Below are 25,928 nucleotides of genomic sequence, written 5' to 3' on the forward strand. Positions count from 1 at the left end.
ATATTAAAGAGTTAGTTTTGTAATACAAATAAATCACATATACTATGAGCAAATGCGAACAATGTATCGTCAGAGAATTTAGCTCTTTAAAAGCCTTAACTAAAGACGAATTGATCAAACTTTCTGACTGCAAAACATCCCATATTATCAAAAAGGGAGAAGTTATTTTTGAGGAAGGTGAGAATGTAAATGGAATTTATTGTATCAAAGATGGTGTGTGCAAACTGACCAAATTGAGTGCAAACGGCAAAGACCATATTGTTAAATTAGTCACTAAAGGAGAATTACTGGGGCAACGCTCAATGATTAGTGATGAACCGGTCAACTTGAGCGCCGTAGCTCTTGAAGATATGCAGGTTTGTTTTATTCCAAAATCAGAAGTGATGGGATATTTCGATAAGAACAACCAGTTTTCAATGAATGTGATGAAAAGTATTTGTGGCGACCTAAAAGAAGCCGATGATCACATGGTGAATTTGGCGCAAAAAACAGTCAAAGAAAGATTAGCCGAAACGCTCCTTTATCTAAATGACACTTTTGGGAAAAACGAGGATAGCTCTTTAAAAGTACAACTTTCAAGAGACGAATTAGCCAGTATAATTGGCACTGCCACTGAAAGCTGCATTCGTTTGCTATCGGATTTTAAAAAATTAGGTTTGATTGAATTAACAGGTAAAAAAATTGTTTTAAAAGATATCAATGCGCTAAAAAAATTAGCAGAATAGGAACATTAATTTTGCTCTTTCTTATTCATTACAAAATAATACACCGGAATTCCAAGCGCCACAATACACAATCCTAATCCCGTATTGAATGTATCATAAACCAATAAAGTGAAGCAAATTGCCGATGTCACTATAATATAAATGGCTGGCACAACTGGATATCCAAAGGCTTTATAAGGCCTATCCGCATTGGGTTCTTTTTTTCTAAGAATGAAAACACCTAAAATAGTCAGGATATAAAACAACAACGATGCAAAAGTTGCGTACGTTAATAAATCACCGAATTTTCCCGAAATACAAAGCACACAAGCCCAAATACATTGCACCCATAGCGCTTTGGCTGGAACCTGATTTTTATTGAGTTCTGTAGCTTGTTTAAAAAACAAGCCGTCTTTTGCCATGGCAAAAAATAATCTTCCTCCCGAAAGAATCAAACCACTATTGCATCCAAAAGTGGAAACCATGATTAATGCAGCCATCACAAATACACCTACATTTCCCATAATCATACTTGCGGCCGCCGCTCCTACTCTATCATTACTGGCAAACATGATTCCGTTATTCGCAATATCAGTACCGTTTGGAGTTCCTTGCATTGGCAACAAAGCCAAATAAGCCAGATTTGCCAAAACATATATAACAGTCACAATCAAGGTTCCAAGAAACAAACTTCGAGGAATATTCTTCTTCGGTTCTTTAATTTCACCTGCAATAAAAGTCACGTTATTCCATGCATCACTAGAAAATAATGAGTTGATAATCGTTGCTCCTGCTGCACCCAAAATTGCCATTCCAACTAATTTTGTTACTGTAATTGTTCCGTCAGGATTTACAACCGTTTTACTGGCTTCCCACATATTTGCAAAATTATTAGACAAAACATCCGTTTGTAAACCAACATACAATCCTAAAATAATCAATGCAAAAAGTGCAATTAATTTAGCCGAAGTGAAAATCAATTGAACTGTTTTCCCGCTTTCAACTCCCTTGGTATTGATATAAGTTAGCAGAATTATACTAAAAATAGCCAATACTTTTTGGTAGGAAAAAACAAAACCAGTCCCAACCGTAAAAAGACTTTGATCTAAAACAGGAAAGAAAATAGCGGCATAATTTGCAAATGTAACCGCAATAGCCGCAATAACTCCGGTTTGAATTACTGTAAAAACAGTCCAGCCGTACAAGAAAGAAACTAATCTTCCGTAAGCGCGTTGTATATAAACGAATTGACCGCCTGCATTAGGCATCATTCCTGCCAATTCTCCATAACTCAACGCAGCAGCAACAGTGATTAACCCCGTTACCAACCAAATGACTAATAACCAGGCAGCAGAACCAATATCCCTTGCCATGGCAGATGTTACAATAAAAATCCCGGATCCTATCATGGAACCGGCAACTAAACTCGTGGCATCTATTAATCCTAAAGAACGTTTTAACTCGGTTTTATTTTCTGACATTTGATAATTTAATTATTTAAAACTGAACACTGAATACTGAACACTATAGTTTTTTTGCTTATTCCCAAAATTGAGTTTTTTGGAAATCATAGATTTCCAATTCCTATTTATTAGCAAGACGCTTCGCTTCTTCCCAAAATTGAGTCATTTGGAAATCATAGATTTCCAATTCCTATTTATTAGGAAGACGCTTCGCTTCTTCCCAAAAAACATCCATTTCAGCAAGTGTCATGTCCATTAGGGGTTTTCCTAATTCTCCCGCTTTGCTTTCTAAATATTGGAAGCGCTTGATGAATTTTTTGTTGGTTCGTTCCAAAGCATCTTCAGGATTTACATTCAGAAATCGAGCGTAGTTAATCATAGAAAATAAAACATCCCCAAATTCGGCTTCAATTTTATCTTGATCACCTGCTTCAACCTCAACTTGTAGTTCATCTAATTCTTCTTGTACTTTATCCCAAACCTGATGTGATTCTTCCCAATCGAATCCAACACCTTTTACTTTATCCTGAATTCGGCTTGCTTTTACTAATGCGGGCAAACTTCTTGGAACACCTTCGAGAACAGATTTTTTGCCTTCTTTCAGCTTTAGTTTTTCCCAATTTTGTTTCACTTCTTCCTCGTCTTTTACCACAACATCACTATAAATATGTGGATGACGGTGAATTAACTTTTCACAAATTTCATTACATACATCAGCCATGTCAAAATCGTTAGTTTCGCTCCCTATTTTGGCATAAAAAACAATATGTAATAACAAATCCCCTAATTCTTTTTTAACTTCGATCAAATCATTGTCTAAAATTGCATCCCCTAATTCATAAGTTTCTTCGATGGTAAGATGACGCAACGTTTGCATGGTTTGCTTTTTGTCCCAAGGGCATTTTTCTCGCAAATCATCCATAATATCTAATAATCTTTCGAAAGCTTGCAGTTGGTTTTGTCTTGAATCCATCAGAAATTGTTTTTGGTAAAAATAAAAAAATCCTGTTCAGAAAATAGCTGAACAGGATTAAATATTATTGTAGTGTAAAATTACTCTTTTTTAGCTTTTACTTTTTTAACAGGAGCTTTCACTTCAGCTTCTGGAGTTTCTTCTGCAACGGCAGCAACTTCTTCAGTAACAGCAGCAGCTTGAACTTCATCAGTAACTAATCCTTTTGCCTGAAGCATATTGTACCAGTTTAAAACTTTTTTGATATCAGAAGGATATACTCTTTCTTCATCATAATCTGGTAAAATTTCTTTGAAATAAGCCGTTAGTTTAGCATTGTCTTCTTTATGAGAAAGTGCTGGACCTTTACTTTCTTTATCAGCAATTTTTTGCATAATCTCAGCTAAAGGTTTTTCGCCTTCATACGTATAAATTGAAATTTCAGACAATAGACTCACATTACTTTTCAAGTTCACTGTGATTTTTTTTCCGTCTGCTAATGATTCTGCTACAAAGCCAGTTCTTGTTTGCACTTTCAATACATATAAACCTGGTTTCCCAGAAATGGCTAATATTTTTTCTAAATTCATGTTTTGTGTAATTATTATTAAGAATTTGACTTATTATTTTTTCATTTAAAACCAAAAATCGTACCAAGCGAAGCCTTAGATTTACTTTATCTTCCTTTTTTGGCAAAAAATTTCATGCGGTAGTCTTGGAATGTTTTTCCTTCTAAGATGTTTTTCAGTTTCTTTTGAATCAATCGTTTCTTTAATGATGAAATTTTATCGGTAAATAAAATTCCTTCAATATGATCGTATTCATGTTGGATTACTCTGGCGATTAATCCGTCAAAAACTTCTGTTTTCATAACAAAATCCTCTTCACAATATTCGATTGTTATGGTTGGATTTCTGTAAACATCCTCTCTAACGTCTGGAATACTTAGGCATCCTTCATTAAAATTCCACTCTTCTCCTTCTTCTTTTATCATTTTTGCATTGATAAAAGTTTTTTTGAATCCTTTTAATTCTTTTTGTTCCGCATCTTCTAATTCTTCATCATCGCTAAAAGGAGTGGTGTCGATTACAAATAAACGAAGTGCTAATCCTACTTGTGGCGCAGCAAGACCCACACCATAGGCATTATACATGGTCTCGTACATGTTGGCTATCGTTTCTTTCAAGTTTGGATGTTCTGGTGTAAGAACTTCTCCTGTTTTTCTTAAAACTGGATCGCCATATCCTATAATTGGTAAAATCATCGTGTAGTATTAAAATTTATCTTCTGAAATTGAAATAAGTTTCCTTTTCATTCAGTTTGCAAAAATAGTAAAAAAATAGACAATGAATAATCCTCCGTTAATTATTAGCTAAAATTTACAATTTAAAGCAAAAGAGATTCTAATATTGTTTGTATCATTCCTACAAATAGTACCTTTGTATCAATACAATTATATGATATACAAGATCCGAAAGTTTACCGACAGTACTTATTTTACCAATGCTATAAAAGTCACTATTGCAGCAGTCATTCCAGTGGTGATATTTTCGTTTTTGGGTAAATTTCAAATGGGTTTCGCTATGGCTCTTGGAGCTTTTTTCACCTATCCAAGTGATATTCCTAGCAGTCTCAAACATAAAATAAATGGTGTTCTGGTAACTGCTTTTCTGGTTGCGGGCATTAATTTGCTTGTTAATATTGTATTTCCATATTCTTGGATTTTCTATCCGTTTTTGGCAGTTTTAATTTTCCTCATATCAATGCTTTCTGTTTATGGGCAACGCGCTACCATGGTTTCTTTCTCTGGCCTTATCGCGGTTTCATTAGCATTTGCAAGCATCAATACCGGTTGGACAATGCTCCTTCATGCCGGATTAATTCTTGCCGGCGGTTTATTTTATTTGCTGGTTTCTCTCATTTTTCATTATATCAGACCGAATCGTTATGTCGAGTTACAAATTGCGGAATGCATCAAGCTTACCGCCAAATATTTGAAACTTCGAGGCGATTTGTGGACCTTGAATGCTGATAGAAAATCAATCATTGAAAAGCAATTGCATCTTCAAGTTGAGCTGAATACCATCCATCAAAATATTAGAGAAGTATTGATCAGCAGTCATACCACCTCCGGTTCTTCCAATCAAAATCGTAAAATGCTATTGGTTTTTATTTCCTTAGTAGAAATTCTGGAACTCGCGTTATCCACGGCTTTTGACCATGATAAATTGCATCAAAAATTCGATGATCATCCAAAGGTTTTACATACGTATCAAAATTTAGCTTACAATCTGGCGGCTAGCTTGAAGCAATTATCTAAAAGTGTCAAAAAAAGTACGAAATACATTTCTAAACATACTTTACTGGGCGATTTGAATGCCTTACAGCTTGCCATTGCAGATTATGAAAATGATTTAGGGAAAACTACTGCTTCCGAAGGTGTTTTTATGTTGACAACGATGTTGCAATACGCTGAAAAACAAGTCGAAAAAATAAAAATTGTTGAGCGTGCTTTTACAGTTACTTTTAATTCGCACGATTTTAAAGGAATCGATACTGATTTAGAAAAATTCCTCACTCCACAATATTATCCGTTGAGTACTTTGACCCAAAACCTGAGTTTCTCCTCTACTATTTTCAGGCATTCCTTGCGATTAACCATAACCTTAATGCTTGGTTTTATTATTGGAAAATTTCTACCGTTCCATAATGTTTATTGGATATTGCTGACCATAATTGTAATTATGAGACCGGGTTACGGCTTGACAAAAGAACGTTCTTTTCACCGAATAATTGGCACAGTGATTGGTGGATTAGTTGCTTTCGGGATTCTTTTCATCGTAAAAGACAACATCATAATCAGTGTTCTTTCTATTGTTTGTATGCTGTTGGGATTCTCTTTTACACAAATTAATTATAAGGTGAGCGCCATTTTTGTCACCATGTATGTTGTATTTATCTATGGAATAATTACACCTAATATTGGTGATTTAGTTCAATATCGAATCCTGGATACTGTTGTGGGTGCTGCTTTAGCCTTTTTGGCAAACCACTTTTTATGGCCTTCTTGGGAGTTTTTGAACATTCCCCTCTATTTAGAAAAAGCAATTAAGGCAAACCAAGATTATTTAAAAGAAATTTCTATTTTTTACAATAAAAAAGGGAATATTGCTACTTCCTATCGTCTCGCACGAAAAAATGCTTTTATCGAAATTGGGAATCTGATGGCTTCGTTTCAAAGAATGGTTCAAGAACCTAAATCAAAGCAAAAGCAAATGCCACAAGTATACAAACTGACTGTTTTAAATCATTCTTTACTGTCTTCTTTAGCTTCATTAGGGACTTATATTCAGTCCCACAAAACCACAACTGCTTCTGAGGCGTTTAATGTAGTCGTTGATACTGCCATTAAAAACTTAGACAATGCCATTGCAATCCTGAAAGAAAATAATGTAGCACTCAAAGAAAACCTTCCGCAAGAAGATTTAGCGTTGCGCTTTACAGAGCTGAAAAACATTCGGGAAAAGGAGTTAAAAGAAGGAATTCCTATCGATGAAGAGGCGTTTCAATTGAAAATGCAGGAAGCGCAATTGGTAATTGAACAATTAATCTGGTTAACTAATTTATCCGAAAATATTTTGAAAACTACAAAAACACTAAAAGATTCGTAATGAAAAAGGCGCTGAAATTAGATACAATCTAAAATTCAGCGCCTTTATTATTTTTATAAAATTCTAATTATTTAGCTTTAAAACCGTAGCTGTTTCTTTTCTGATTTCCTTTAATAAATCAGGATTATCGTTTAATTTCTGACCAAAAGAAGGAATCATCGTTTTTAATTTCTCTTGCCATTCCGGCGTTTCAAATTGATCTTTAAAACATCTTCCAATCAAATCAACCATAATAGAAACAGCGGTTGAAGCGCCCGGCGAAGCACCCAGTAAAACAGATAAAGTTCCATCGGCAGTGGTAATAACTTCGGTACCAAACTCCAGAATCCCGCCTTCTTTCTCATCTTTCTTAATCACTTGCACACGTTGCCCTGCTCGTTCAAGAACCCAATCTTTAGACCGTGCACCTGGGACATATTCTCTTAAAGCATTTATTCGGTCTTTAGGCGACTGACGTACTTGCTGAATTAAATATTTAGTAAGTGGTATATTCTTGATACCCGCGGCAACCATAGGAATGATATTATCCGTTTTTATAGATAAAGGCAAATCCGAATACGAACCATTTTTTAAAAACCGAGTTGAAAAACCTGCAAAAGGACCAAAAAGTAATGCTTTCTCTCCATTTATCATTCGGGAATCAATATGCGGAACAGACATTGGCGGAGCACCAACACTAGCTTTACCATATACTTTGGCTTGATGTTTTGCAATCACTTCCGGATTGGTACATTTTAGCCATTGCCCGCTCACCGGAAAACCTCCGTATCCCTTTCCTTCTGGAACATCTGCTTTTTCTAATAATGGCAAGGATCCACCACCAGCGCCTATAAAAACAAACTTAGTATATGCTTTTCTTTTTTGGCCTGTAGCCAAATCTGTTATTTTTATTCTCCAGGATTTATCTTCCCTTTGTTTTAATTTTTGAACTTCATGGTTGAAATGAATAGTAACGCCTTCTAATTTTGTCAAATAACCAAAAATACTTCGGGTTAATTCTCCAAAATTCACATCGGTTCCAATTGCCATTGAAGTAGCGGCAACTGTATCAGATTCCTTTCTACCTTCCATAACGAGAGGCATCCATTTTTTTAACTCAGAAAAATCCGTGCTGAAGACCATTTCTTCAAAAAGAGGGTTCGCCTGTAAAGCCTCAAATCTCTTTTTTAGGTACTCCACATTTTTTTCACCCCAAACAAAACTAAGGTGTGGAATGCTTTTTATAAAATTTTGTGGGGATGGAACTTTGTTTTCTTGAACGAGATACGCCCAAAATTGTCTCGAAACCTCAAACGATTCCGCAATACCGATTGCTTTTTTAGGATTGATGCTTCCATCTTCACTTTCAGGAGTATAATTAAGCTCGCAAAAGGCAGAATGTCCCGTTCCTGCATTATTCCATGCATCAGAACTTTCGGCGGCTGCAATATCTAAGCGTTCGTAAATTTCAATTTTGATATCCGGCTGCAACTCTTTTAGGATTAGACCAAGAGTGGCGCTCATAATTCCAGCTCCTATAAGAACTACTTCACTATTTGTACGTATGGTTGTATCAGGCATAACTAGATTTTAAAGTGCAAAGATAATTTATATAATTGCAAAAAAAAAGCATAAATTTTGACTCAAAAGTTACATTTATCAAACCTTTTCAGCCTAAACACTGGTTTTTTGTCTTGATTTTAAAATCTTTTTCGGGTCAAGTAGTCCTGAAGCATTATCGTAGCCGAAATTTCATCAATCAAAGCTTTATTTTGGCGTTGTTTCTTACTCATTCCGCTATCAATCATGGATTGAAAAGCCATTTTTGAAGTAAAGCGTTCGTCTACCCGAATGACTGTCATATCAGGAAAATGATTGGTGAAATGGGTTACAAAACCTTTTATTATGGAAGCACTTTCTGAAGGTTCACCATTCATTTGCTTGGGTTCACCTATAAGAACGGCTTCTACTTTCTCTTTGGAAAAATAGTCTTTCAAAAAAGCAATTGCGGTTGTAGATGGAATGGTTGTAAGTCCTGAAGCTATGATTTGCATTTCATCGGTAACGGCTATTCCAGTTCGTTTTTGACCGTAATCTATGGAGAGTATTCTTGGCATTTATATATTTTTTTCAAAGGTAACTATTTTAATTTTCCGATTCTCAGCAACAACAGAAAAGTCACTTTCTTATCATTTTTTTTTCAAATTTATTGGTTTAACAATTCAAAACTAAAGAATATTATCATTTCAAATTAAGGAATCAAACAAGAAGTTAAATCTGTAACATTTTCAACCCATTTTGCTTTTTTGCTTTTGGTTAAAAATCATATCTTTGTCAAAAATTATCAAAAAATGAATCCATTACAGCCCATTATAGAGCAAGCTTGGGAAAACCGTGCTTTGTTACAAGAAACTACAACTACTGATGCAATCAGAGCAGTTATTGAATTATTAGACACCGGGAAATTACGTGTTGCCGAACCAGTTGGTGAAGGTTGGCAAGTAAACGAATGGGTTAAGAAAGCGGTGGTTATGTACTTCCCTATTCAAAAAATGGAAACATGGGAATCTGGAATTTTTGAATACCATGACAAAATGTTATTGAAAAGAGGTTATGCCGAAAAAGGAATCCGTGTGGTTCCTAATGCTGTGGCCCGTTATGGCGCATACATTTCAAGCGGTGTTATTTTGATGCCAAGTTATGTTAATATTGGTGCTTATGTTGATGAAGGAACTATGGTAGACACATGGGCAACTGTAGGAAGCTGTGCTCAAATTGGTAAAAACGTACACTTAAGCGGTGGTGTTGGAATCGGTGGAGTTTTGGAACCTTTGCAAGCGGCTCCGGTAATTATTGAAGACGGTGCCTTCATAGGTTCACGTTGTATCGTAGTTGAAGGCGTTCATGTTGGTAAAGAAGCCGTTCTTGGCGCTAATGTTTGTTTGACTGCCTCTACAAAAATTATTGATGTTACAGGCGAAACTCCTATCGAAATAAAGGGATTTGTTCCTGCTCGTTCGGTAGTGATTCCTGGAAGTTATACAAAAACATTTCCTGCAGGTGATTTCCAAGTTCCTTGTGCATTAATTATCGGACAAAGAAAAGCCTCTACTGACTTAAAAACATCTTTAAATGATGCTTTACGCGAATATAACGTAGCGGTATAATTCCGTTTTGTTTTAAAATTTATATACAAAAAACCTATTGGATATTTCAATAATCATAGTCAATTACCGAGGTTGGAAAGCCTTAGACGAGTGTTTAGAATCTATTGATTCCATTAGTTCTAGAACATTTTCATTTGAGGTTATCATAGTGGATAATTTTTCTAATGACGGACAATTTCCTGTTTTTAAACAAAAATATTCCAAGTTTACTTTTATAGAAAATACTGGTAATAATGGTTTCTCAAATGGTTGCAACTTTGGTGCAGCCATTGCGACGGGAAACCATTTCCTTTTTTTAAATCCAGATACAAAACTTACCCTTGAAGCTTTAGAAACGCTTTTGCAAACTGCTGTTTCACACCCTGAAATTGGAATTTTGTCCTGTCTTCAAATAAATGAAAACAGCGTTTTTTACAAGCAGAACAATTTATTCCCCGCTTTAGGACGCTTTTTTGGAATCTCAAGAGCAATTTTTAGAAAACTAAATAAAGCCAAACTAGAAAAACGTTTCAACACTACAACAGATTTATTTTATCCGGATTGGGTTACAGGTGCAGTTATTTTCATAAGTAGAAACTGGTTTGACAAAATTAAAGGTTGGAACGAAGATTACTGGCTGTATTTTGAAGATGTTGACCTTTGCAAAAAAGTTTCTGACCTTGGAGGAAAAGTTGCCGTAACCAGAAAAGCTACAGTTTTCCATCAGCACGGCGGTGCATCCAGATTAAACGTCAAGACAAAAGCATTGACCAAAACCGAAGTGATTATTTCTAAACACGTTTATATCAGCAATCAATTCTCAACAGGAATTCAAATCTATTTACAAAGTTTATTAATTATAGGAGTACTTCTGGAGAAAACACTATTATCTGTTTTAAGTTTATTTTTGTTTTTTATTCCAAAATTAAAGGTGAATCGATTAATGCTTAAAAACTTATCCGTTTACTATTTTAATGCGCTTCAAAAACAAACTTGGATTAGTCCTCGTGCAATGAATTACTTGAAAACAAAAGCTTAATTCCCCTAATTTTCTCCAAATGAAAATACTTGTAATTCAACAAAAAATGATTGGTGATGTTTTAGTAAGCTCCATTTTATGCGACAATCTGCGAAAAGCATATCCAAAAGCGCAAATTGATTATATGGTTTACGAATCGACAATTGCTGTTTTACAAGGAAATACAAGTTTTGATAATCTTATACTTTTTCAGGAAAAACATCAAAAAAACAAATGGGAATATTATAAGTTACTGAAATCCATTCGAGCAGAAAAATATGACATCGTCATTGATGCCTATTCTAAATTAGAAAGTTGGCTTGTCGTTTTATTTTCTGGTGCCAAACAAAAAATATCGTATTGGAAAAAGGGCAGAGAATTTCTTTATACAGATACCGTGAAACGGAAAAAAACATCTAAAACAAATTTGGGTTTAATAATCGAACAACGATTAGCACTCTTAAATCCATTACATCTGCCTATAGAATTAGAAACTTTCCCACGTATTTATGTTAGGCAAGAAGAAAATGATTTTGCTACTGCACTTTTTGAATCGCACGGAATAGACCAATACAAAAAAACGATAATGGTGAGCATCATTGGAAGCAGTGCAGACAAAACTTATCCTCTGGAATACATGTCGCAATTAGTTGATTTTATCGCAGACAAAGGTGATGTAAATATCCTTTTTAATTATTTTCCAAAGCAGATTGAAGAAGCGAAAACTATCTATGATAAATGTAAAGAAACTACAAAACAGAAAATTTATTTTTCCGTTCTAGGTAAAAGTATCCGAGAGTTTATTGCTATTATGGACCAATGTGATATGATAATTGGTAATGATGGTGGCGCAATAAATATGGCAAAAGCTTTAGAGAAACCGTCTTTTATTATTTTTTCGCCTTGGATTGATAAAAAAGGCTGGGCCACATTTGAAGATGGAATTAACCATGTTTCACTTCATTTAAATGAATTCAAACCCGATTTATTTGAAAACAAAACCGCTAAAATCGTAAAGAAAGAAACCGTTACATTTTACAATCAATTTACTCCTGAATTAATTTATCCTTCCTTAAATACTTTTTTAGAAACGCATCTAAAATAAACTTTCAAAGTAAAAAATTGAATTTAATCCGAAAACTATATTTTTGTAGAAGATCCAAAAATTAATGATAAACAATCACAACACAAAAATTTCAATTTTAATAATCACATTAAACGAGGAAAATCAAATGAAGTCGCTTTTGGCTGATTTCGATTTTGCTGATGAAATTATTGTTGTGGATTCATTCAGTACGGATAAAACAGAAAGTATTTGCAAATCATTTGACAAAGTCACTTTCGTTCAAAATACATTCGAAAATTATTCATCGCAACGGAATTTTGCGATTTCTCAAGCAAAAAATGATTGGATTTTATTTCTGGACGCTGATGAAAGACTGACTCCTGCATTAAAAAATGAAATCATATCCACAGTAAATACTAATCAAACATATTCGGCTTTTCTTTTTTACAGAACTTTTATGTTCAAAGACAAAGTACTGCATTTCAGTGGAAACCAAAATGATAAGATATTTAGACTTTTCAATAAAAATCATGCAGCTTACACTAAAGAAAGGCTCGTACATGAAAAATTAAAAGTCAATGGAAAAATAGGTTTGCTAAAAAACAAACTCATTCATTACTCCTATTCCAATTTTCAAGCTTATAAATCAAAAACCATTCGCTACGGAAAATTTAAGGCCCAGGAGAAATTTTTAAAGAGACAAAAACCTTCTATTATATTGCATTTTTTTCATCCTGCCTATAATTTTTTATTCAATTATATTGTGCGATTAGGGTTTCTTGACGGAAAAAAAGGCTTGATTATTTGCTATTTAAACGCAAACTCCGTTTATACTCGATATCGAGAATTAGAACAACTTTGGAATACCGAAGAATCGCTATCGCCAAAACAATAATTTCTTTTTTCGAGCAATCTTTCTGTGAAATTTTGTCTGAAAATCATTGGTATAAAAACACATTTTGGCAAAAACTTCATCGTATTTTTTACCGTAAAGTTTAGCATATTCATCACTCATGATAGCCAGCATTTCTGTTTTTGGCGTAAGCCTGTTGAAATTTTTCATACGAGAATCAAAATCCATAACATCATGAAAATTCATTCGGTTTAAATCCACCAAAAAGAAGCAATAGTTTCCTTCGCTTCCTTTTTTTATCAAAGTATTTCCTGGAGAATGATCTAAAAACTCAATTCTTTTTTGATGCAAATCAAATGTAAATCGGGTAAACTGTCGCAAGATATTCTCGTGATCTGGATAATCCGGTTGCAGCACTAATTCTCTAAAAGTCAGTTCTGCCTGAAGGTGTTCACTGATGTAAAAACTTTTTTCTAACCCTGATAATTTGAAATTTTCAACATAAGCTAAAGGTTGTGGAGTTCCTATACCGTTTTCAAGCAATCTATTCGCATATTCATAAGAACGCCTTGCTTTAGATTTTCTGAAATATTTGTAAGCCACTTGATTGATAATATTAGGAATTTTAAACGATTTGATATTAATCGTCTTGTCTTCTAATTCAAATAGTTTAATCTTATTTCTTTGACCGTCACCAAATAGTATTCCTATTGTATCAAAATTATTTACAAAGTTCCTAATTTGTTTCTCTAAAGATTTAAAAGAAGGGTTAAAGATATATTTCATAAAAAGCAGAATTGAAAGACAAAAGTAAGTATTGAATTCAACACTTAAAATATTTAATGTAATTTTACCCGAATTTTTATCTCTATTTCTGATTAATCGTCATCATTAATTGAAAGAAAACAGGAGAGTTATACCAACTATTCCTCAAAAAAAGAGTGCTATTTTTTTAATAAATACGCGATACCAAATCGAAAAACCAACATTAAAATGAAAAAAAAATAATGACAGTTCTACACATATCTGCAGTAAAAAGTTGGGGTGGCGGCGAAAATCATATTGAAAACTTGTGTTTTGAATTGGCGCAATCAAATCCTGAAGTCACCAACATAGTTTTGTGTGTAAAAGATGAACTTTTTCATCAACGTTTATCAAAGACTAATATCATCACGGAAACTGCACCTTTGTCTATTAATATGGATCTTCGTTTTGTATTAAAAATAATTAAGCTGAATAGGAAATACAAACCTGATATTATTCACCTGCATGACCCATCCGCAATTGTTCTAGCAATTGTAGCTGATAAATTTGCCGGTTTACCACCTTTCGTATTCAGCAAAAAAACATCGTTTCCCATTAAAAATAAAAAGCTGACACTTTATAAATACAATTATTCTAAAATTAAGAAGTATTTATGTGTTTCGGAGGAAACAAAAAGAATCACGGAAGAATCCATCATTGATAAAGATAAATTAATTACGATTTATCACGGAACTAATATTGGAACTAAAAATTCTCAAACGCCATTTCTACTGAGAGAAAAATTTGCAGTCGATCCTTCTAAAAAAATAATCGGAATTATAGGCAATCACATCAGGGCCAAAAATTTTGAAACTCTGATTGAGACCGTAAATATAATTGTGAATGTGCAAAAAAGGACTGATTTTATTTTCATTCAAATAGGAAGTCATACAGATCGTACTGAGGATTTATTGCAAAGTGTAAAAAGCTTCAATTTAGAAAAAAACCTATTATTTCTTGGCTACATGCCAAGTGCTTCTAATTTCATTCCACAATTCGATGCGTTGTTGCTAACCTCACAAAGTGAAGGAATTCCGCAAGTGATTTATGAAAGTTTCTATCATGAAGTCCCTGTTATCAGTACAAACGTTGGTGGAATACCTGAAATTATCCAAGATGGAATTAATGGACTTTTAGCTCCAAAGCAAAGTCCTGAAATACTAGCCGAAAAAATTGAATACTTATTTAATAATGAGAATATGATAGCTAATTTTGTTGCTATTTCTAAAGAAAATCTGTTGAAGTATTATACGACATCGATTATGGCACAAAAAACGCTACAAGAATATAAAACTATTTTAAATGGAAAATATTAACGACGAAATTCACAGAGCCTACGAAGTCATAAAAGAAGGCGGAATCATCCTTTATCCTACGGACACCGTTTGGGGAATAGGTTGTGATGCCACAAATCCTGAGGCTGTCGCCAAAATATACAAACTCAAAAAAAGAGCCGAAACTCAAAGCATGATTGTTTTGATGAATGGCGAAAAAATGATGTACAATGTTTTTAAAGACATTCCTGAAGTAGCCTGGCAAATCATTGATTTATCCGAAAAACCTACAACCATAATCTTGGACAAACCAAGAAATGTAGCTCCAAATTTAGTTTCAGGAGACAACTCACTAGGAATTCGTATTGTAAAAGAGCCTTTTTGTTTTAAGTTGATGGAAAAAATGAAAAAACCATTGGTTTCAACATCTGCAAATATCTCCGGACAGCCTACTCCTATTGCCTTTAAAGATATTAGTCCAGAAATTATAAAAGGTGTAGACTATGTTGTAAATTTGCATCGCGAAAAAATAGCCGGAAAACCTTCGACAATCATAAAATTGACGAACGATTCTCAGGTGAAAGTGATTCGGAAATAGTTATTATTTACCGCTAATTCACTAATTCAATTTGAAAAATGGATGATTTAATTTACAAAGAAAAATGTTATAAAATTGTTGGACTTTTATATGAAGTCCACAAAAATCTTGGCAGAGGTTTCTCTGAAATTGTTTATAAAGATGCATTGGAATTTGAATTAAACGAAAGTAATATTCATTACGAAAGAGAGAAGGAATATACCGTTAAATATAAAAATTCAATTTTAAAACATAAATTTTACGCAGATTTTATTATTCATGACAAAATAATTCTTGAGATAAAAACTGTTGAATGTTTTAACAATAGCCATTACAATCAATGTTTAAATTATTTGAAAATTTCTGGAAACAAACTTGCAATTTTAGTTAATTTCAACCTTAACTCTTTAGAATACAAACGTATCGTTGATACCAAAAAATAATTAGCGAATTTGCTGTAATAAAAAATGAATTACAAAACAGCCTTACATAATAAAATTTTCGAAGTCATTTCTCAAGCTTCCCAAGAACTTAACGTTGACAGTTATGTGATTGGTGGCTTTGTCAGAGATTTACTTTTGAAAAGAGACTTTAAAAAAGACATAGATATAGTTGCCGTTGGCAGCGGAATCGAATTGGCTTTAAAAGTTTCTCAATTACTTCCTACTAAACCAAAAGTTCAAGTTTTCAAAACTTACGGAACAGCGATGTTGCGCTTTGAAGACACCGAAATTGAGTTTGTAGGCGCCAGAAAAGAATCCTATCATTTTGAAAGTAGGAATCCTGTCGTAGAAAACGGAACGTTAGAAGACGACCAAAACCGTCGTGATTTCACCATAAACGCCTTGGCTTTATCTTTAAATGTTGAAAATTTTGGAGAATTATCTGATCCTTTTAATGGTCTGGAAGATTTAAAAAACAAAATAATCAGAACACCCTTGGATCCAGATATTACTTTTTCTGATGATCCGTTGCGTATGTTGCGAGGCATTCGTTTTGCGAACCAGTTAGGCTTTGATATAGAAGAAAATTCGTTTCGATCCATCGCAAAGAACGCGGAACGCATCAAAATCATTTCCGGAGAACGCATTGTTGATGAATTAAATAAAATACTTTCGACAGATAAACCTTCAATCGGATTTTTACATTTGTTCAAAACAGGACTTTTAGATATTATTCTTCCCGAGTTAACAGCTTTGAATCAAGTTGAAGAAATAGAAGGTCACACCCACAAAAACAATTTCTACCATACACTGGAAGTTGTAGATAATATTTGTCCAAACACAGATGACGTTTGGCTGCGCTGGTCAGCATTGTTGCACGATATTGGAAAAGCGCCAACGAAACGTTTTAATAAAAAACAAGGTTGGACTTTTCACGGACATGAATTTCTAGGTGGAAAAATGGCCAAAAAGATATTTGAACGTTTGCACATGCCATTGAATCACAAAATGAAATTTGTCCAAAAAATGGTGATGATGAGTTCCCGTCCGATTGTATTATCACAAGATACAGTAACGGATTCTGCGGTGCGCCGTTTGGTTTTTGACGCAGGCGAAGATGTCGAGAATTTAATGACGTTGTGCGAAGCCGATATTACGACCAAGAACCCTAATAAATTTAAAAAATACCATAATAATTTCGAAATCGTCCGCAAGAAAATTGTTGAAGTAGAAGAGCGCGATCAGGTTCGTAATTTCCAACCTCCAATTTCTGGAGAGGAAATCATGAAGATTTTTGACCTAAAACCTTCTAAAGAAATCGGAATGCTGAAGGAAGCCATAAAAGAAGCCATTTTAGAAGGAGAAATTCCCAATGAATATCAGGCGGCATATGATTTCATGTTAAAAAGAGCCACAAAAATCGGATTAAAGATTAACGCTTGTTGAATTAACATTTAATTGCATTTCAAATACCTTTGTAAAAATTAATTTTGAACAATGAAAAAAGAGAATAATTACGTTATCATTTGGTTGTTATCAGGATGCTTATTATTGTTTATGATGGTTATAGTGGGAGGAATTACCCGATTAACAAATTCTGGTTTATCAATGACCGATTGGCATTTAGTAACCGATACTTTCCCTCCTTTAACAGAAGAAAAATGGTCACACGCTTTTGAAGAATATAAAAAATTTCCAGAATATCAAAAAATCAATATCCACAATGATTTTACGCTAAGTGATTACAAATTCATCTATTTCTGGGAGTGGTTTCACCGTTTTATTGGTAGAATAATTGGTCTGGCATTTATAGTCCCATTTGTTTATTTCTTGTTCAAGAAACGTCTTTCGACCGCAACCATCAAAAAATGTGTTGTTTTGCTTTTTATGGGCGGTTTTCAAGGATTTTTGGGCTGGTTCATGGTTCGTAGTGGTTTAATTGACAATCCCGATGTAAGTCATTTCAGATTGGCCTTGCACCTCACATTTGCTTTCATTACGTTTGCCTATACGCTTTGGGTTGCTTTGGATTTAATTTACCCAAACAGATCCAAAGTAATAGTTCCTTTGCGTAATCTTGCACGCGTTGCATTAGTATTTCTGGTTATCCAAATCATTTATGGTGGTTTTGTTGCAGGTTTAAATGCAGGTCTAATTCATAATCACTGGCCTTTAATGAGCGACGGACAATTCATTCACGATAGTGTTTTTATAGAGAAAAACACCTTATTTTTAAATCTAATTGAAGGAAAAAGTGGCGTTCAATTTGTTCATCGTACCATGGCTTATGTTGTAGTCGGGCTTATTTTGGCGTTGTATTTTACAAGTCGTAAACACTTGCTTACCGTGCTACAGAAAAGAGGAATCAAGACTTTGGTGATTATTGTATTTTTACAATTTACACTAGGTGTGTTTACTTTGCTATACGGTGTTCCGCTTTGGTTGGGATTGATACACCAAGTAATGGCTTTCATTTTACTGACAGCAATGACATTTTCTTTACACAGATTATCAAAATAAAATCATAATTCAAAACCAATATTGCCTGACTATATTGTCACATTTCTTTGCTTATTAACGTAAATGTCTAAACTTGCCGCTCAAGATAAATTTTTAGATTTATCAGATTATGGAAGAACTTTTGGAAAATTTCTCGCCAATCAATTAAAAAATACCCGTTTTACACCCATACATGTCACGCTACTTTTTGGTGTTTCCGGTCTGATAGCCATTTATTATATTCTTGAAGGATCGTACTTTTTAGCTGGTTTTTTCATCTTGCTGAAATCTGTAATCGACGCTGCCGATGGCGAACTGGCTCGTATAAAAAACACGCCTTCCTACACCGGAAGATACTTGGACAGCGTATTCGATATCATCCTGAATTTTCTATTTTTAATGACCATTTGTTATGTCTCAAAAACATCATTTTGGCTTACTGTTTTGGCCTTTATTGGTATTCAATTACAAGGTACTTTATACAATTATTACTATGTGATTTTAAGAAATAAGTCCGTTGGCGGAGATACCACAAGTAAAATTTTTGAATACAAATCACCAAGAGCTTTACCTGGAGAAACGCAAAAATCCGTCGACATTTTGTTTCGCATTTACACCGTCGTTTATGGCACGTTTGATAAGATAATTCACCTTCTGGATAAAGATGCTTACAAAGTAAAAACCTTTCCAAACTGGTTTATGACTTTGGTTTCTATTTACGGTTTAGGCTTTCAATTACTAATTATTGCAATCATGTTACCATCAGGTCTAATCGATTATATCATCCCTTTTTTCATTCTCTTCACAGTATTGATTTTTGTACTAATTTGCATTCGAAAGACGTTTTTTAAGGTGTAAATTAATCATAGAGAATATCTATATCGAAAACACAGATTTCACATTACCATTGCGTTATAATTATATACTTGTAGTTATAATTTAACATCTATTTCAATTTAATAAATTTCCTCAAAACGCATTAAACAACACTTTTTATAGGAATTATACAAGAGATTCACAGAATTATATAACAATCAAACAGCTAAAAATTATCAAATTTGTAAAGAACAAATAGTAATTTAAAACTTAGATATTATGCCAAATTCAAAAGAGATTGAAGGAAACTGGAATGAGTTGAAAGGAAAACTTAAACAGAAATTTGCCGATTTGACGGATGATGATTTGCTATACGAAGAAGGAAAAGAAGATGAAATGTGGGGTAAATTACAACAAAAATTAGGCAAGACAGAAAAAGAAATTAAATCATTATTTGATTAATTTCTAAATCTTAAAGGTATTTAAACTGTTTCAATTGTTAGAGTCAAAAATTTCCTTTTAGGATTTTTTGAGTCACATTTGAAACAGTTTTTTTTGTTTTAAAACTACCCAATCCACGTCTTAAAATCGGATACTTTTTCTCTGCTTACAATCACATCTTCTTCTTTAAAAGAGGGCAAAATAACTTTCAAACGAGAGTTGCTGTACAACACGATTTCCTTAATTGCTTTCAGCGGAATTATAAATTTTCTACTAATTCGAAAGAAATCTACAGGATCTAGTTCCTGTTCCAAAAGTTCCAAAGTACATTCGATTAAATAATTTCTATTGTCAAAAGTATGCAAATAGGTTCCTTTATTTTCGCTAAAAAAACATTCGATTTCATCTATTGAAATCACTTTCAAATGTTGGCCTATTTTTACCGTAAATCGTTTTTTATAATTTTTCTCAAACGGATTGGTCAACATCTTTTTAATCTGCTCAAAATCCATCCCGAAGTCTCGGGAGTTGGTTTCTTGTTTTGGTAAACGCGCCTTAAATTTAGAGACGGCAACCTCTAAATCATCCTCATCAATAGGTTTTAAAAGATAATCGATGCTGTTCAATTTGAAAGCACGAAGCGCATATTCATCATAAGCAGTCGTGAAAATTACAGCGCTCTTAATTTCAACTTTTTCAAAAATTTCAAATGACAACCCATCCGACAACTGAATGTCCAGAAAAATCAAATCCGGATGTTCATTTTTTGAAAACCAATCTAATGCTTCTTCCACGGAATGCAACATCACTCCTACTTCAATATCTAGTTTTTCCAGTTTTCTTTGCAGTAATCTGGCAGCTGGTTTTTCATCTTCTATAATTATTGTTTTCATTTTTTAAGTTAGAGGTTAGAAAATAGAGAATGGAAGTTAAAAGTTTTACTGAATACTAAAAAAACTGATTTCGAAGCTTCGGGATGAACATTTATCCTTATTCCCATTTTTCACTTTTTTCTTTCTCCATCAACTCCTTGATTTTTTTCTCTTCCCAGTTTCTTCCAAAAATCCAATTAGGCAAGAAAACAGAAAATCCGTGCGCAACAATTCCTATTCCCCAAAAGAATGCCGTAAAGAAATTCTCAATTTTGAAATAGCTTTCTCCCAGATCCAAATCTCTAATATTGATAAACACAATCAATATATTTACAGCTACATACACTATTAAATGCGTATAAAAACCTTTCAATCGCTTTACTTCCTGTTGAGCGGCAGCGTACTTATCTTCCGGCTGAAATTCTCCAAACCCAGAATTATAATTTCTTTTCATTTCGATGTTATTATGTGACATTTATTTTTTAAAAAAGTACTTCAATTGTAATAGAAAAATTGTGATTTTATGTCCAAGTATCTTTTCTCTTATTTTCTTTTTCCATAAACTCCTTAATTTTTTGTTCTTCCCAATCTTTACCAAAAAAAGGCATATAGTTAAAGACTTTCATACCATGAAAAATCACTCCAATTCCCCATCCTAACATTGGCCAAAAAAACCATAAATGCTCCGGAGATGTTACTAAATTTATGATTAGCAAAGCAATATTAAAGACAATATAGGCTGTCAAGTTCCCGTAGAAGCCTTTAATTTCTTCCACTTGTTTTTTCGCTTGAAAATAGCGATCTTCATTTTGATAAGTATTTTCCATGATTTTGTATTTAAATTTTTCTTACGTTTAAAATGTTTTAATTCCTATTTCCAAGTTTGTTTCTGCTGATCTTTACGCAAAATTTCTTGAATTTTTCTCTCTTCCCAATTGGAACTGTAACCAAAAACTTTGAAAGCATGCATCGTTAATCCAAATCCCCATCCGGCTGCAGAAAACCAAAACCATTGAAAATGTGGTGAAAAAGTTAAATTGATATAAATCAAAAACGGAATAACACAACAGTAAGAAATCAAGTTTGCGTAAAAACCTTTCAGCTCATCCACTCTTTTTTTGGCCCTGTAATATGCGGTATTTTCATTGGTGTTTAAGGTTGTTTCCATAACAGTTATTTGTTTTGTTAGAATAGGTATTTTAACCGTAAATGTTTGTTCATTTTGAGCAATCAGGACTTTTCTATTCGTGATGATTCCATATCTGTTGATTATGTTTTGCAAACCAACACCTTGACGCTCCTGCAAAACTTCTTTCTTTTGATAATCGTTTTGAACGGCCAGATAATCGCCTTCCACGTAAATCCGGATATGCAATGGTCTTTGCTCACTAACCACATTATGCTTCACCGTATTTTCCAATAAAAGCTGTAAAGAAAGCGGTACGACTTTGGCTTCAGCCGAAATTGTAGTTGTTGGTAATTCATAAAATAAGCTGTTTTCAAAACGCATTTTCAATAAATTCATATACGTTTTGGCGAAAGCCAGTTCTTCATCTACCGAAACCAATTCTTTATCTTTTTGTTCCAAAACATATCGGTAAATCTTGGATAATGAAGTCGTAAATCGTTGTGCATTTTCCGGATTTTCTTCAATCAGGGAACTCAGAACATTTAAACTATTAAAAAGGAAATGAGGATCAATTTGATTTTTTAAACTCTCGAATTTCGCGTTAGCTGTTCCTGCAATAATTTTCTGTTCTTTTACTTTGTTCTCATTATAAGCTTTGTAAAATGAAATAGTGTAAATGGATAATGTGACAAAAAAAGTGATGATTATTGACCCTAAATAACTTGAAGGTTTTTCGTTGGCCAAGAAATAATCAAAAGAATTTTTATTATACACCACTACTTCAAATACGTGCATTAAAAAAATCACTAATAATGAAACTAAAAACGAACCTATAAATCCCAGCGTTAGTCTTTTTACCGAAAATTTATCTTCAAAATAAGAGTCTAATTTCCAAAAAAGAAACATGTTTGCAGCGTATAAAGAAAAAGTATACATCATTGTGAATAAAAAATTTACTAACAATCTTTTACCAAAATAAATTTCACTTCCCATTATCACATTGACTAATTGAATCACAGCAAAAATAATAAGTGTCAATTTTATCGCTCTTTGAAGTTCTTTGTATATTCTGCTCATTTTATTTTGATATTTATTCTGATGCAATTCAGAAAAAGTTTCTGTCTTTTTTCTTCCAATTCTCCTATTTACAATTTTTCTGTGCTGCTAAAGCTCTATCTAATCCCCACTTTGGAGAAAAAGGTGTTTCCGGTTTAAAAGTAGCAAAAAGTCCAATAGCTTTTTCAATTTGGGCACACATCGGTTTAGTATCAGTTCCCCAAAATTGCGCACCACCAATTTCAAATTCGGCTTTACCAAAAACAACTCTTGGATTTTCTGGAGCAATTGCCTGTGCTTTTCCGTATAATTCCATCACCGTTCCGGATAATTTTTGTCCGTTTGTCATTGGGTCAAAAGCAATCCAAGCGGTATGAATCATCGCTTGCATCACCAATAATTCGGCATTATTTGGATTTTTATCCATTTCTATATCCAATGATTTTTGTGCTTTCGAAAGTAATAAATTCATTTGATCTTTGTCCTTTGTTCTGAAAGCAGTTGTCGTATTTACTAATGCCACGTAATAATTAGGCAACCAACTTGTTTTTTCTGCAGCAGCAATTCTTTCAAATAAATCCGAAGCTTCGGTGTTCTTTCCTTCGCCCCATAACTGGAACGCTTTTCCCATTCCTTGCTCAAATTGCCCTTGAGCAGATACTAAACTACAGATAAAAAATACGATTGTGGTGATAACTTTTGTCATGATTTCTTGGTTTTAAATGGTTATTTTTTTGATGATTGAAACGTTGTGTTATTTATACTTCAAAAGTATCTCGGTTTCTATTGGTTTAAAATTTAAAAATACTGAACTGTCAATTTTGATGGATGAATTGTGATTGGACTTGAATTTCAAATATTTTCATTGCTATTGAAATTGAAATTGTCATTTACAAATTCCTCAACTGATTGTCTTTTTTATCATTGCTGATGGTCCAAAAGAACCCTACGAAGAAAAAACGATCGGCTGTAGGAATAATTTCTTTTCTGTTGTAAAAGCCTGTATTGTCTGGATTGTTAGCATATTCGTATCCAAAGACATTCTGAGAACCTAAAACATTAGAAACTGAGAAGTATAAAATCTTTTGTTGACTCAATAAATACGCCCAATTAAAACTCAAACTGTTGTACGATTTAGTTTTTCCATTCATGAATTTTGTTTCATTTGGATTGTTGTAAGGACGCCCAGAACTGTATGAATTCGTGAAGCCTATCTGTGATTTCCAGTCATTTATCCAGTATTTAGTAACGATTGACAAACTGTGATCCGCAACAAAACTTGGCGTCACTTGAGAACTGAAATTTTTATAATCTCTCTCCGTATCGATGTACGAATAGGAAACCCAATATTCTAAGTTTTTGATTGATTTTCCGTCTCTCCAAAACAAATCCAAACCTTTCGCATAACCCGAACCGGAATTATCATAAACCGAATTATAAACTGCCATTTGAGTGTCGAATTTCACTAAATCGCGATAGTCTTTGTAATAGGTTTCTGCACGAAACGTTTTTCCGTTTTTATTATATTGAAAATTCAAAATGTAATGTGATGCCTTTTCACTTTCAAACTGATTGTTGCTAGAATACTTGATATATTCGGCATTTGGAGTTTGAGTAAAATCGCCATAAGCGAATGAAAACTGACTGTTTTTAGCCATTTTATACGCAAATGAAATTCGGGGTGAAATAGCAGTTTCGTCAAGCAAATCATTATTTGAAGCCCTTATTCCAACTTTTGCAGCCCATTTTTTAGAGAAGAAAATATCAGCTTCGGTATAAATAGCTGCTATGTTCGAATCATACCCATTGGTGAAAACCGAACCTGAATTTTCGTTGAAATCTTCATTGAATTGGGTCACAAAATAATCCGCTCCAAAGGATATTTTCACTCTTTCTGAAAAGCTTTTTCTTAATTTTAATTTTAAATGAGCAGCATTTTCATCATTCGCCACTTTATCTGAATCTAAATTTATTTTGTTGTTGCTGTAACCATAACTCAATCCAGAAGTAATTTGCCAATTGTTCCCAAAAACGCCTTTGTAAGACGAATTAAAATAGAAATTATTGTTATTCAAATTAACTCTGATTTTCTCCGCTGAATTGATACTTTCCTGATTAATATCAAATTTTGAAGAGTCAAAAGCAGCGTAAACTTTCAAAATCCCATTATTGAAGTTATAGCGATACACCGTTTCTCCTGACAACGATTGGAAAGGACTATTCCAATCCACGTTTTGAGGAATTGCTGCTTGATACGGTGCTAAATTCAAGTAATTCGCATTGACGCTCAACGAACTTTTTTTCCATTTTTGAGTATTTCCAATTCCTAAACCAACGGTCATTAATGATATTTCGGTTTTATTTTGGTCTGGCTCATCTTGGGTGTTCAATAACAACACACTAGATAATGCTTCGCCATATTCCGCGGAATAACCACCTGTAGAAAAAGACATTCCACTAAACAAAAAAGGAGAAAATCGGCCTCTTGTAGGTACGTTATTTGTACTTGCTCCATACGGTTGCGCTACCCGAATCCCATCTACAAAGGTTTGCGTTTCATTGGCCTCGCCACCACGAACAAATAATCTTCCGTCCTCGCCTACCGTTTGTGTTCCCGGCAACGTTTGCAAAGCCGCAATAATATTCCCCGCAGAACCAGCTGTAGTTACAATATCTAATGGTTTCAAAACAGAAACTCTGGCTTTGTCACCGGCTTCTAATGTTCCGGCCGTAATAACGACTGCATCAAGCGATGTCACACTTTCTCGTAATTTGATGGTTTTATTTTGGAAATTAGCCACATCAATCACTGTTTTAGAAGTTTCATAAATCAGGAAACTCACCACCAAAGTTTGATTTCCTTTTACAGTAGTCGTAAAACTAAAATTCCCTGTTTCATTACTGGAAGCGCCATCATAAGTTCCTTCTATAAAAACATTAGCGCCAGCGACAGGTTTTCCTTTTTCATCTACCACTTTCCCTGAAATTGTATTTTGTGAAAAAATAGTCAGGCTGAATAATAAAATAGCAAAAGTGAAAATCGATTTAAGGCTTCTTTTCGAATGATTTGATAGTTGAATAAATGTTGGTTTCATGTTGTTTAATTTTGATGAAGCAAATATCTACCGCAAAAATGACAACCAGAAAAAGTTTGTACTGAACTGT

26 protein-coding genes are annotated in these 25,928 nt (G+C 33.7%); 13 read left to right on the forward strand and 13 right to left on the reverse strand.

Annotation, left to right across the window (positions count from 1 at the left end):
• Positions 1-44 precede the first annotated feature (44 nt).
• Positions 45-725: a Crp/Fnr family transcriptional regulator gene (locus DR871_RS09985; protein WP_113666160.1), complete on the forward strand. Its 681-nt coding sequence runs from the start codon at positions 45-47 to the stop codon at positions 723-725.
• Between the two features lie 5 nt (positions 726-730).
• On the opposite strand, the gene DR871_RS09990 is transcribed toward DR871_RS09985, so the two are convergent.
• The 4 genes from DR871_RS09990 to def all read right to left on the reverse strand — a co-directional run bounded on the left by DR871_RS09990 (position 731) and on the right by def (position 4,383).
• Positions 731-2,185 carry an APC family permease gene (locus DR871_RS09990; RefSeq protein WP_113666161.1) on the reverse strand — a complete coding sequence of 485 codons (1,455 nt, stop codon included), beginning with the start codon at positions 2,183-2,185 and terminating at the stop codon, positions 731-733.
• A 172-nt stretch (positions 2,186-2,357) separates the two neighbouring features.
• Positions 2,358-3,140 (reverse strand): nucleoside triphosphate pyrophosphohydrolase, encoded by a 783-nt coding sequence (mazG, locus tag DR871_RS09995; RefSeq protein ID WP_113666162.1) that lies wholly within the window; start codon positions 3,138-3,140, stop codon positions 2,358-2,360.
• 80 nt (positions 3,141-3,220) lie between these two features.
• Positions 3,221-3,709: a DUF5606 family protein gene (locus DR871_RS10000; RefSeq protein ID WP_113666163.1), complete on the reverse strand. Its 489-nt coding sequence runs from the start codon at positions 3,707-3,709 to the stop codon at positions 3,221-3,223.
• Between the two features lie 86 nt (positions 3,710-3,795).
• Positions 3,796-4,383 carry a peptide deformylase gene (def, locus tag DR871_RS10005; protein ID WP_113666164.1) on the reverse strand — a complete coding sequence of 196 codons (588 nt, stop codon included), beginning with the start codon at positions 4,381-4,383 and terminating at the stop codon, positions 3,796-3,798.
• Between the two features lie 193 nt (positions 4,384-4,576).
• On the opposite strand from def, the gene DR871_RS10010 reads away from it, so the two are divergent.
• Positions 4,577-6,790 carry an FUSC family protein gene (locus DR871_RS10010; RefSeq protein WP_113666165.1) on the forward strand — a complete coding sequence of 738 codons (2,214 nt, stop codon included), beginning with the start codon at positions 4,577-4,579 and terminating at the stop codon, positions 6,788-6,790.
• A gap of 63 nt (positions 6,791-6,853) precedes the next feature.
• Here DR871_RS10010 and DR871_RS10015 read toward each other — a convergent pair whose 3' ends face one another.
• Positions 6,854-8,350, reverse strand: a complete 1,497-nt coding sequence (locus DR871_RS10015) for a malate:quinone oxidoreductase (protein WP_113666166.1) — start codon at positions 8,348-8,350, stop codon at positions 6,854-6,856.
• A gap of 119 nt (positions 8,351-8,469) precedes the next feature.
• Positions 8,470-8,886 (reverse strand): Holliday junction resolvase RuvX, encoded by a 417-nt coding sequence (gene ruvX, locus DR871_RS10020; RefSeq protein WP_113666167.1) that lies wholly within the window; start codon positions 8,884-8,886, stop codon positions 8,470-8,472.
• 234 nt (positions 8,887-9,120) lie between these two features.
• Between ruvX and DR871_RS10025 the strand changes: the two genes are divergently transcribed.
• The 4 genes from DR871_RS10025 (at position 9,121) to DR871_RS10040 (ending at position 12,894) form a co-directional block, all read left to right on the forward strand.
• Positions 9,121-9,936: a 2,3,4,5-tetrahydropyridine-2,6-dicarboxylate N-succinyltransferase gene (locus DR871_RS10025; protein ID WP_113666168.1), complete on the forward strand. Its 816-nt coding sequence runs from the start codon at positions 9,121-9,123 to the stop codon at positions 9,934-9,936.
• Positions 9,937-9,973: 37 nt separating this feature from the next.
• Positions 9,974-10,954 carry a glycosyltransferase family 2 protein gene (locus tag DR871_RS10030; protein ID WP_113666169.1) on the forward strand — a complete coding sequence of 327 codons (981 nt, stop codon included), beginning with the start codon at positions 9,974-9,976 and terminating at the stop codon, positions 10,952-10,954.
• A 19-nt stretch (positions 10,955-10,973) separates the two neighbouring features.
• Entirely contained in the window at positions 10,974-12,038 is a 1,065-nt protein-coding gene (locus tag DR871_RS10035; protein WP_242497096.1) for a glycosyltransferase family 9 protein, read from the forward strand.
• Between the two features lie 64 nt (positions 12,039-12,102).
• Positions 12,103-12,894, forward strand: coding sequence for a glycosyltransferase family 2 protein (locus tag DR871_RS10040; protein WP_113666170.1), 792 nt, complete (start codon positions 12,103-12,105; stop codon positions 12,892-12,894).
• Here the strand turns inward: DR871_RS10040 and DR871_RS10045 are convergent.
• Complete coding sequence (locus DR871_RS10045; RefSeq protein ID WP_113666171.1) at positions 12,877-13,638, reverse strand: lipopolysaccharide kinase InaA family protein; 762 nt, start codon at positions 13,636-13,638, stop codon at positions 12,877-12,879. The genes DR871_RS10040 and DR871_RS10045 overlap by 18 nt on opposite strands.
• Positions 13,639-13,859: 221 nt before the next feature.
• Between DR871_RS10045 and DR871_RS10050 the strand changes: the two genes are divergently transcribed.
• The 7 genes from DR871_RS10050 (at position 13,860) to DR871_RS10080 (ending at position 19,727) form a co-directional block, all read left to right on the forward strand.
• Positions 13,860-14,972, forward strand: coding sequence for a glycosyltransferase (locus DR871_RS10050; RefSeq protein ID WP_113666172.1), 1,113 nt, complete (start codon positions 13,860-13,862; stop codon positions 14,970-14,972).
• A complete protein-coding gene (locus DR871_RS10055) occupies positions 14,959-15,528 on the forward strand; it encodes an L-threonylcarbamoyladenylate synthase (RefSeq protein ID WP_113634302.1) in 570 nt (189 codons plus the stop codon). The genes DR871_RS10050 and DR871_RS10055 overlap by 14 nt, the downstream gene beginning before the upstream one ends.
• A 38-nt stretch (positions 15,529-15,566) precedes the next feature.
• Positions 15,567-15,950: a GxxExxY protein gene (locus tag DR871_RS10060; protein WP_113666173.1), complete on the forward strand. Its 384-nt coding sequence runs from the start codon at positions 15,567-15,569 to the stop codon at positions 15,948-15,950.
• Between the two features lie 24 nt (positions 15,951-15,974).
• On the forward strand, positions 15,975-17,396 hold the full coding sequence (locus DR871_RS10065; RefSeq protein WP_113666174.1) for a CCA tRNA nucleotidyltransferase: 1,422 nt from the start codon (positions 15,975-15,977) through the stop codon (positions 17,394-17,396).
• Between the two features lie 51 nt (positions 17,397-17,447).
• Positions 17,448-18,470: a COX15/CtaA family protein gene (locus DR871_RS10070; RefSeq protein WP_113666175.1), complete on the forward strand. Its 1,023-nt coding sequence runs from the start codon at positions 17,448-17,450 to the stop codon at positions 18,468-18,470.
• A gap of 63 nt (positions 18,471-18,533) precedes the next feature.
• The gene (locus tag DR871_RS10075; protein WP_113666176.1) at positions 18,534-19,307 is read left to right on the forward strand and encodes a CDP-alcohol phosphatidyltransferase family protein; all 774 of its coding nucleotides are present in this window, start codon (positions 18,534-18,536) and stop codon (positions 19,305-19,307) included.
• A 237-nt stretch (positions 19,308-19,544) separates the two neighbouring features.
• On the forward strand, positions 19,545-19,727 hold the full coding sequence (locus tag DR871_RS10080; RefSeq protein ID WP_091258074.1) for a CsbD family protein: 183 nt from the start codon (positions 19,545-19,547) through the stop codon (positions 19,725-19,727).
• Between the two features lie 104 nt (positions 19,728-19,831).
• Here the strand turns inward: DR871_RS10080 and DR871_RS10085 are convergent, their stop codons facing one another.
• The 6 genes from DR871_RS10085 to DR871_RS10110 form a co-directional block, all read right to left on the reverse strand.
• A complete protein-coding gene (locus tag DR871_RS10085) occupies positions 19,832-20,599 on the reverse strand; it encodes a LytR/AlgR family response regulator transcription factor (RefSeq protein WP_113666177.1) in 768 nt (255 codons plus the stop codon).
• A gap of 97 nt (positions 20,600-20,696) precedes the next feature.
• The gene (locus tag DR871_RS10090) at positions 20,697-21,053 is read right to left on the reverse strand and encodes a 2TM domain-containing protein (protein WP_242497097.1); all 357 of its coding nucleotides are present in this window, start codon (positions 21,051-21,053) and stop codon (positions 20,697-20,699) included.
• A 46-nt stretch (positions 21,054-21,099) separates the two neighbouring features.
• Entirely contained in the window at positions 21,100-21,405 is a 306-nt protein-coding gene (locus DR871_RS10095; protein WP_113666178.1) for a 2TM domain-containing protein, read from the reverse strand.
• Between the two features lie 44 nt (positions 21,406-21,449).
• Positions 21,450-22,784, reverse strand: a complete 1,335-nt coding sequence (locus tag DR871_RS10100) for a histidine kinase (RefSeq protein ID WP_113666179.1) — start codon at positions 22,782-22,784, stop codon at positions 21,450-21,452.
• A gap of 64 nt (positions 22,785-22,848) precedes the next feature.
• Positions 22,849-23,469: a hypothetical protein gene (locus tag DR871_RS10105; protein ID WP_113666180.1), complete on the reverse strand. Its 621-nt coding sequence runs from the start codon at positions 23,467-23,469 to the stop codon at positions 22,849-22,851.
• A gap of 184 nt (positions 23,470-23,653) precedes the next feature.
• On the reverse strand, positions 23,654-25,858 hold the full coding sequence (locus DR871_RS10110) for a TonB-dependent receptor (RefSeq protein WP_113666181.1): 2,205 nt from the start codon (positions 25,856-25,858) through the stop codon (positions 23,654-23,656).
• Positions 25,859-25,928: the final 70 nt, after the last annotated feature.

Source organism: Flavobacterium petrolei (assembly GCF_003314435.2).
GTDB lineage: Bacteria > Bacteroidota > Bacteroidia > Flavobacteriales > Flavobacteriaceae > Flavobacterium > Flavobacterium petrolei.

Excerpts from the sequence above, each read along its gene's own strand:
- DR871_RS09985 (WP_113666160.1), top strand. The coding sequence starts at position 45 with ATGAGCAAATGCGAACAATGTATCGTCAGAGAATTTAGCTCTTTAAAA.
- DR871_RS09990 (WP_113666161.1), bottom strand. The coding sequence starts at position 2,185 with ATGTCAGAAAATAAAACCGAGTTAAAACGTTCTTTAGGATTAATAGAT.
- mazG (WP_113666162.1), bottom strand. The coding sequence starts at position 3,140 with ATGGATTCAAGACAAAACCAACTGCAAGCTTTCGAAAGATTATTAGAT.
- DR871_RS10000 (WP_113666163.1), bottom strand. The coding sequence starts at position 3,709 with ATGAATTTAGAAAAAATATTAGCCATTTCTGGGAAACCAGGTTTATAT.
- def (WP_113666164.1), bottom strand. The coding sequence starts at position 4,383 with ATGATTTTACCAATTATAGGATATGGCGATCCAGTTTTAAGAAAAACA.
- DR871_RS10010 (WP_113666165.1), top strand. The coding sequence starts at position 4,577 with ATGATATACAAGATCCGAAAGTTTACCGACAGTACTTATTTTACCAAT.
- DR871_RS10015 (WP_113666166.1), bottom strand. The coding sequence starts at position 8,350 with ATGCCTGATACAACCATACGTACAAATAGTGAAGTAGTTCTTATAGGA.
- ruvX (WP_113666167.1), bottom strand. The coding sequence starts at position 8,886 with ATGCCAAGAATACTCTCCATAGATTACGGTCAAAAACGAACTGGAATA.
- DR871_RS10025 (WP_113666168.1), top strand. The coding sequence starts at position 9,121 with ATGAATCCATTACAGCCCATTATAGAGCAAGCTTGGGAAAACCGTGCT.
- DR871_RS10035 (WP_242497096.1), top strand. The coding sequence starts at position 10,974 with ATGAAAATACTTGTAATTCAACAAAAAATGATTGGTGATGTTTTAGTA.
- DR871_RS10040 (WP_113666170.1), top strand. The coding sequence starts at position 12,103 with ATGATAAACAATCACAACACAAAAATTTCAATTTTAATAATCACATTA.
- DR871_RS10045 (WP_113666171.1), bottom strand. The coding sequence starts at position 13,638 with ATGAAATATATCTTTAACCCTTCTTTTAAATCTTTAGAGAAACAAATT.
- DR871_RS10050 (WP_113666172.1), top strand. The coding sequence starts at position 13,860 with ATGACAGTTCTACACATATCTGCAGTAAAAAGTTGGGGTGGCGGCGAA.
- DR871_RS10055 (WP_113634302.1), top strand. The coding sequence starts at position 14,959 with ATGGAAAATATTAACGACGAAATTCACAGAGCCTACGAAGTCATAAAA.
- DR871_RS10060 (WP_113666173.1), top strand. The coding sequence starts at position 15,567 with ATGGATGATTTAATTTACAAAGAAAAATGTTATAAAATTGTTGGACTT.
- DR871_RS10065 (WP_113666174.1), top strand. The coding sequence starts at position 15,975 with ATGAATTACAAAACAGCCTTACATAATAAAATTTTCGAAGTCATTTCT.
- DR871_RS10070 (WP_113666175.1), top strand. The coding sequence starts at position 17,448 with ATGAAAAAAGAGAATAATTACGTTATCATTTGGTTGTTATCAGGATGC.
- DR871_RS10075 (WP_113666176.1), top strand. The coding sequence starts at position 18,534 with ATGTCTAAACTTGCCGCTCAAGATAAATTTTTAGATTTATCAGATTAT.
- DR871_RS10080 (WP_091258074.1), top strand. The coding sequence starts at position 19,545 with ATGCCAAATTCAAAAGAGATTGAAGGAAACTGGAATGAGTTGAAAGGA.
- DR871_RS10085 (WP_113666177.1), bottom strand. The coding sequence starts at position 20,599 with ATGAAAACAATAATTATAGAAGATGAAAAACCAGCTGCCAGATTACTG.
- DR871_RS10090 (WP_242497097.1), bottom strand. The coding sequence starts at position 21,053 with ATGTCACATAATAACATCGAAATGAAAAGAAATTATAATTCTGGGTTT.
- DR871_RS10095 (WP_113666178.1), bottom strand. The coding sequence starts at position 21,405 with ATGGAAAATACTTATCAAAATGAAGATCGCTATTTTCAAGCGAAAAAA.
- DR871_RS10100 (WP_113666179.1), bottom strand. The coding sequence starts at position 22,784 with ATGAGCAGAATATACAAAGAACTTCAAAGAGCGATAAAATTGACACTT.
- DR871_RS10105 (WP_113666180.1), bottom strand. The coding sequence starts at position 23,469 with ATGACAAAAGTTATCACCACAATCGTATTTTTTATCTGTAGTTTAGTA.
- DR871_RS10110 (WP_113666181.1), bottom strand. The coding sequence starts at position 25,858 with ATGAAACCAACATTTATTCAACTATCAAATCATTCGAAAAGAAGCCTT.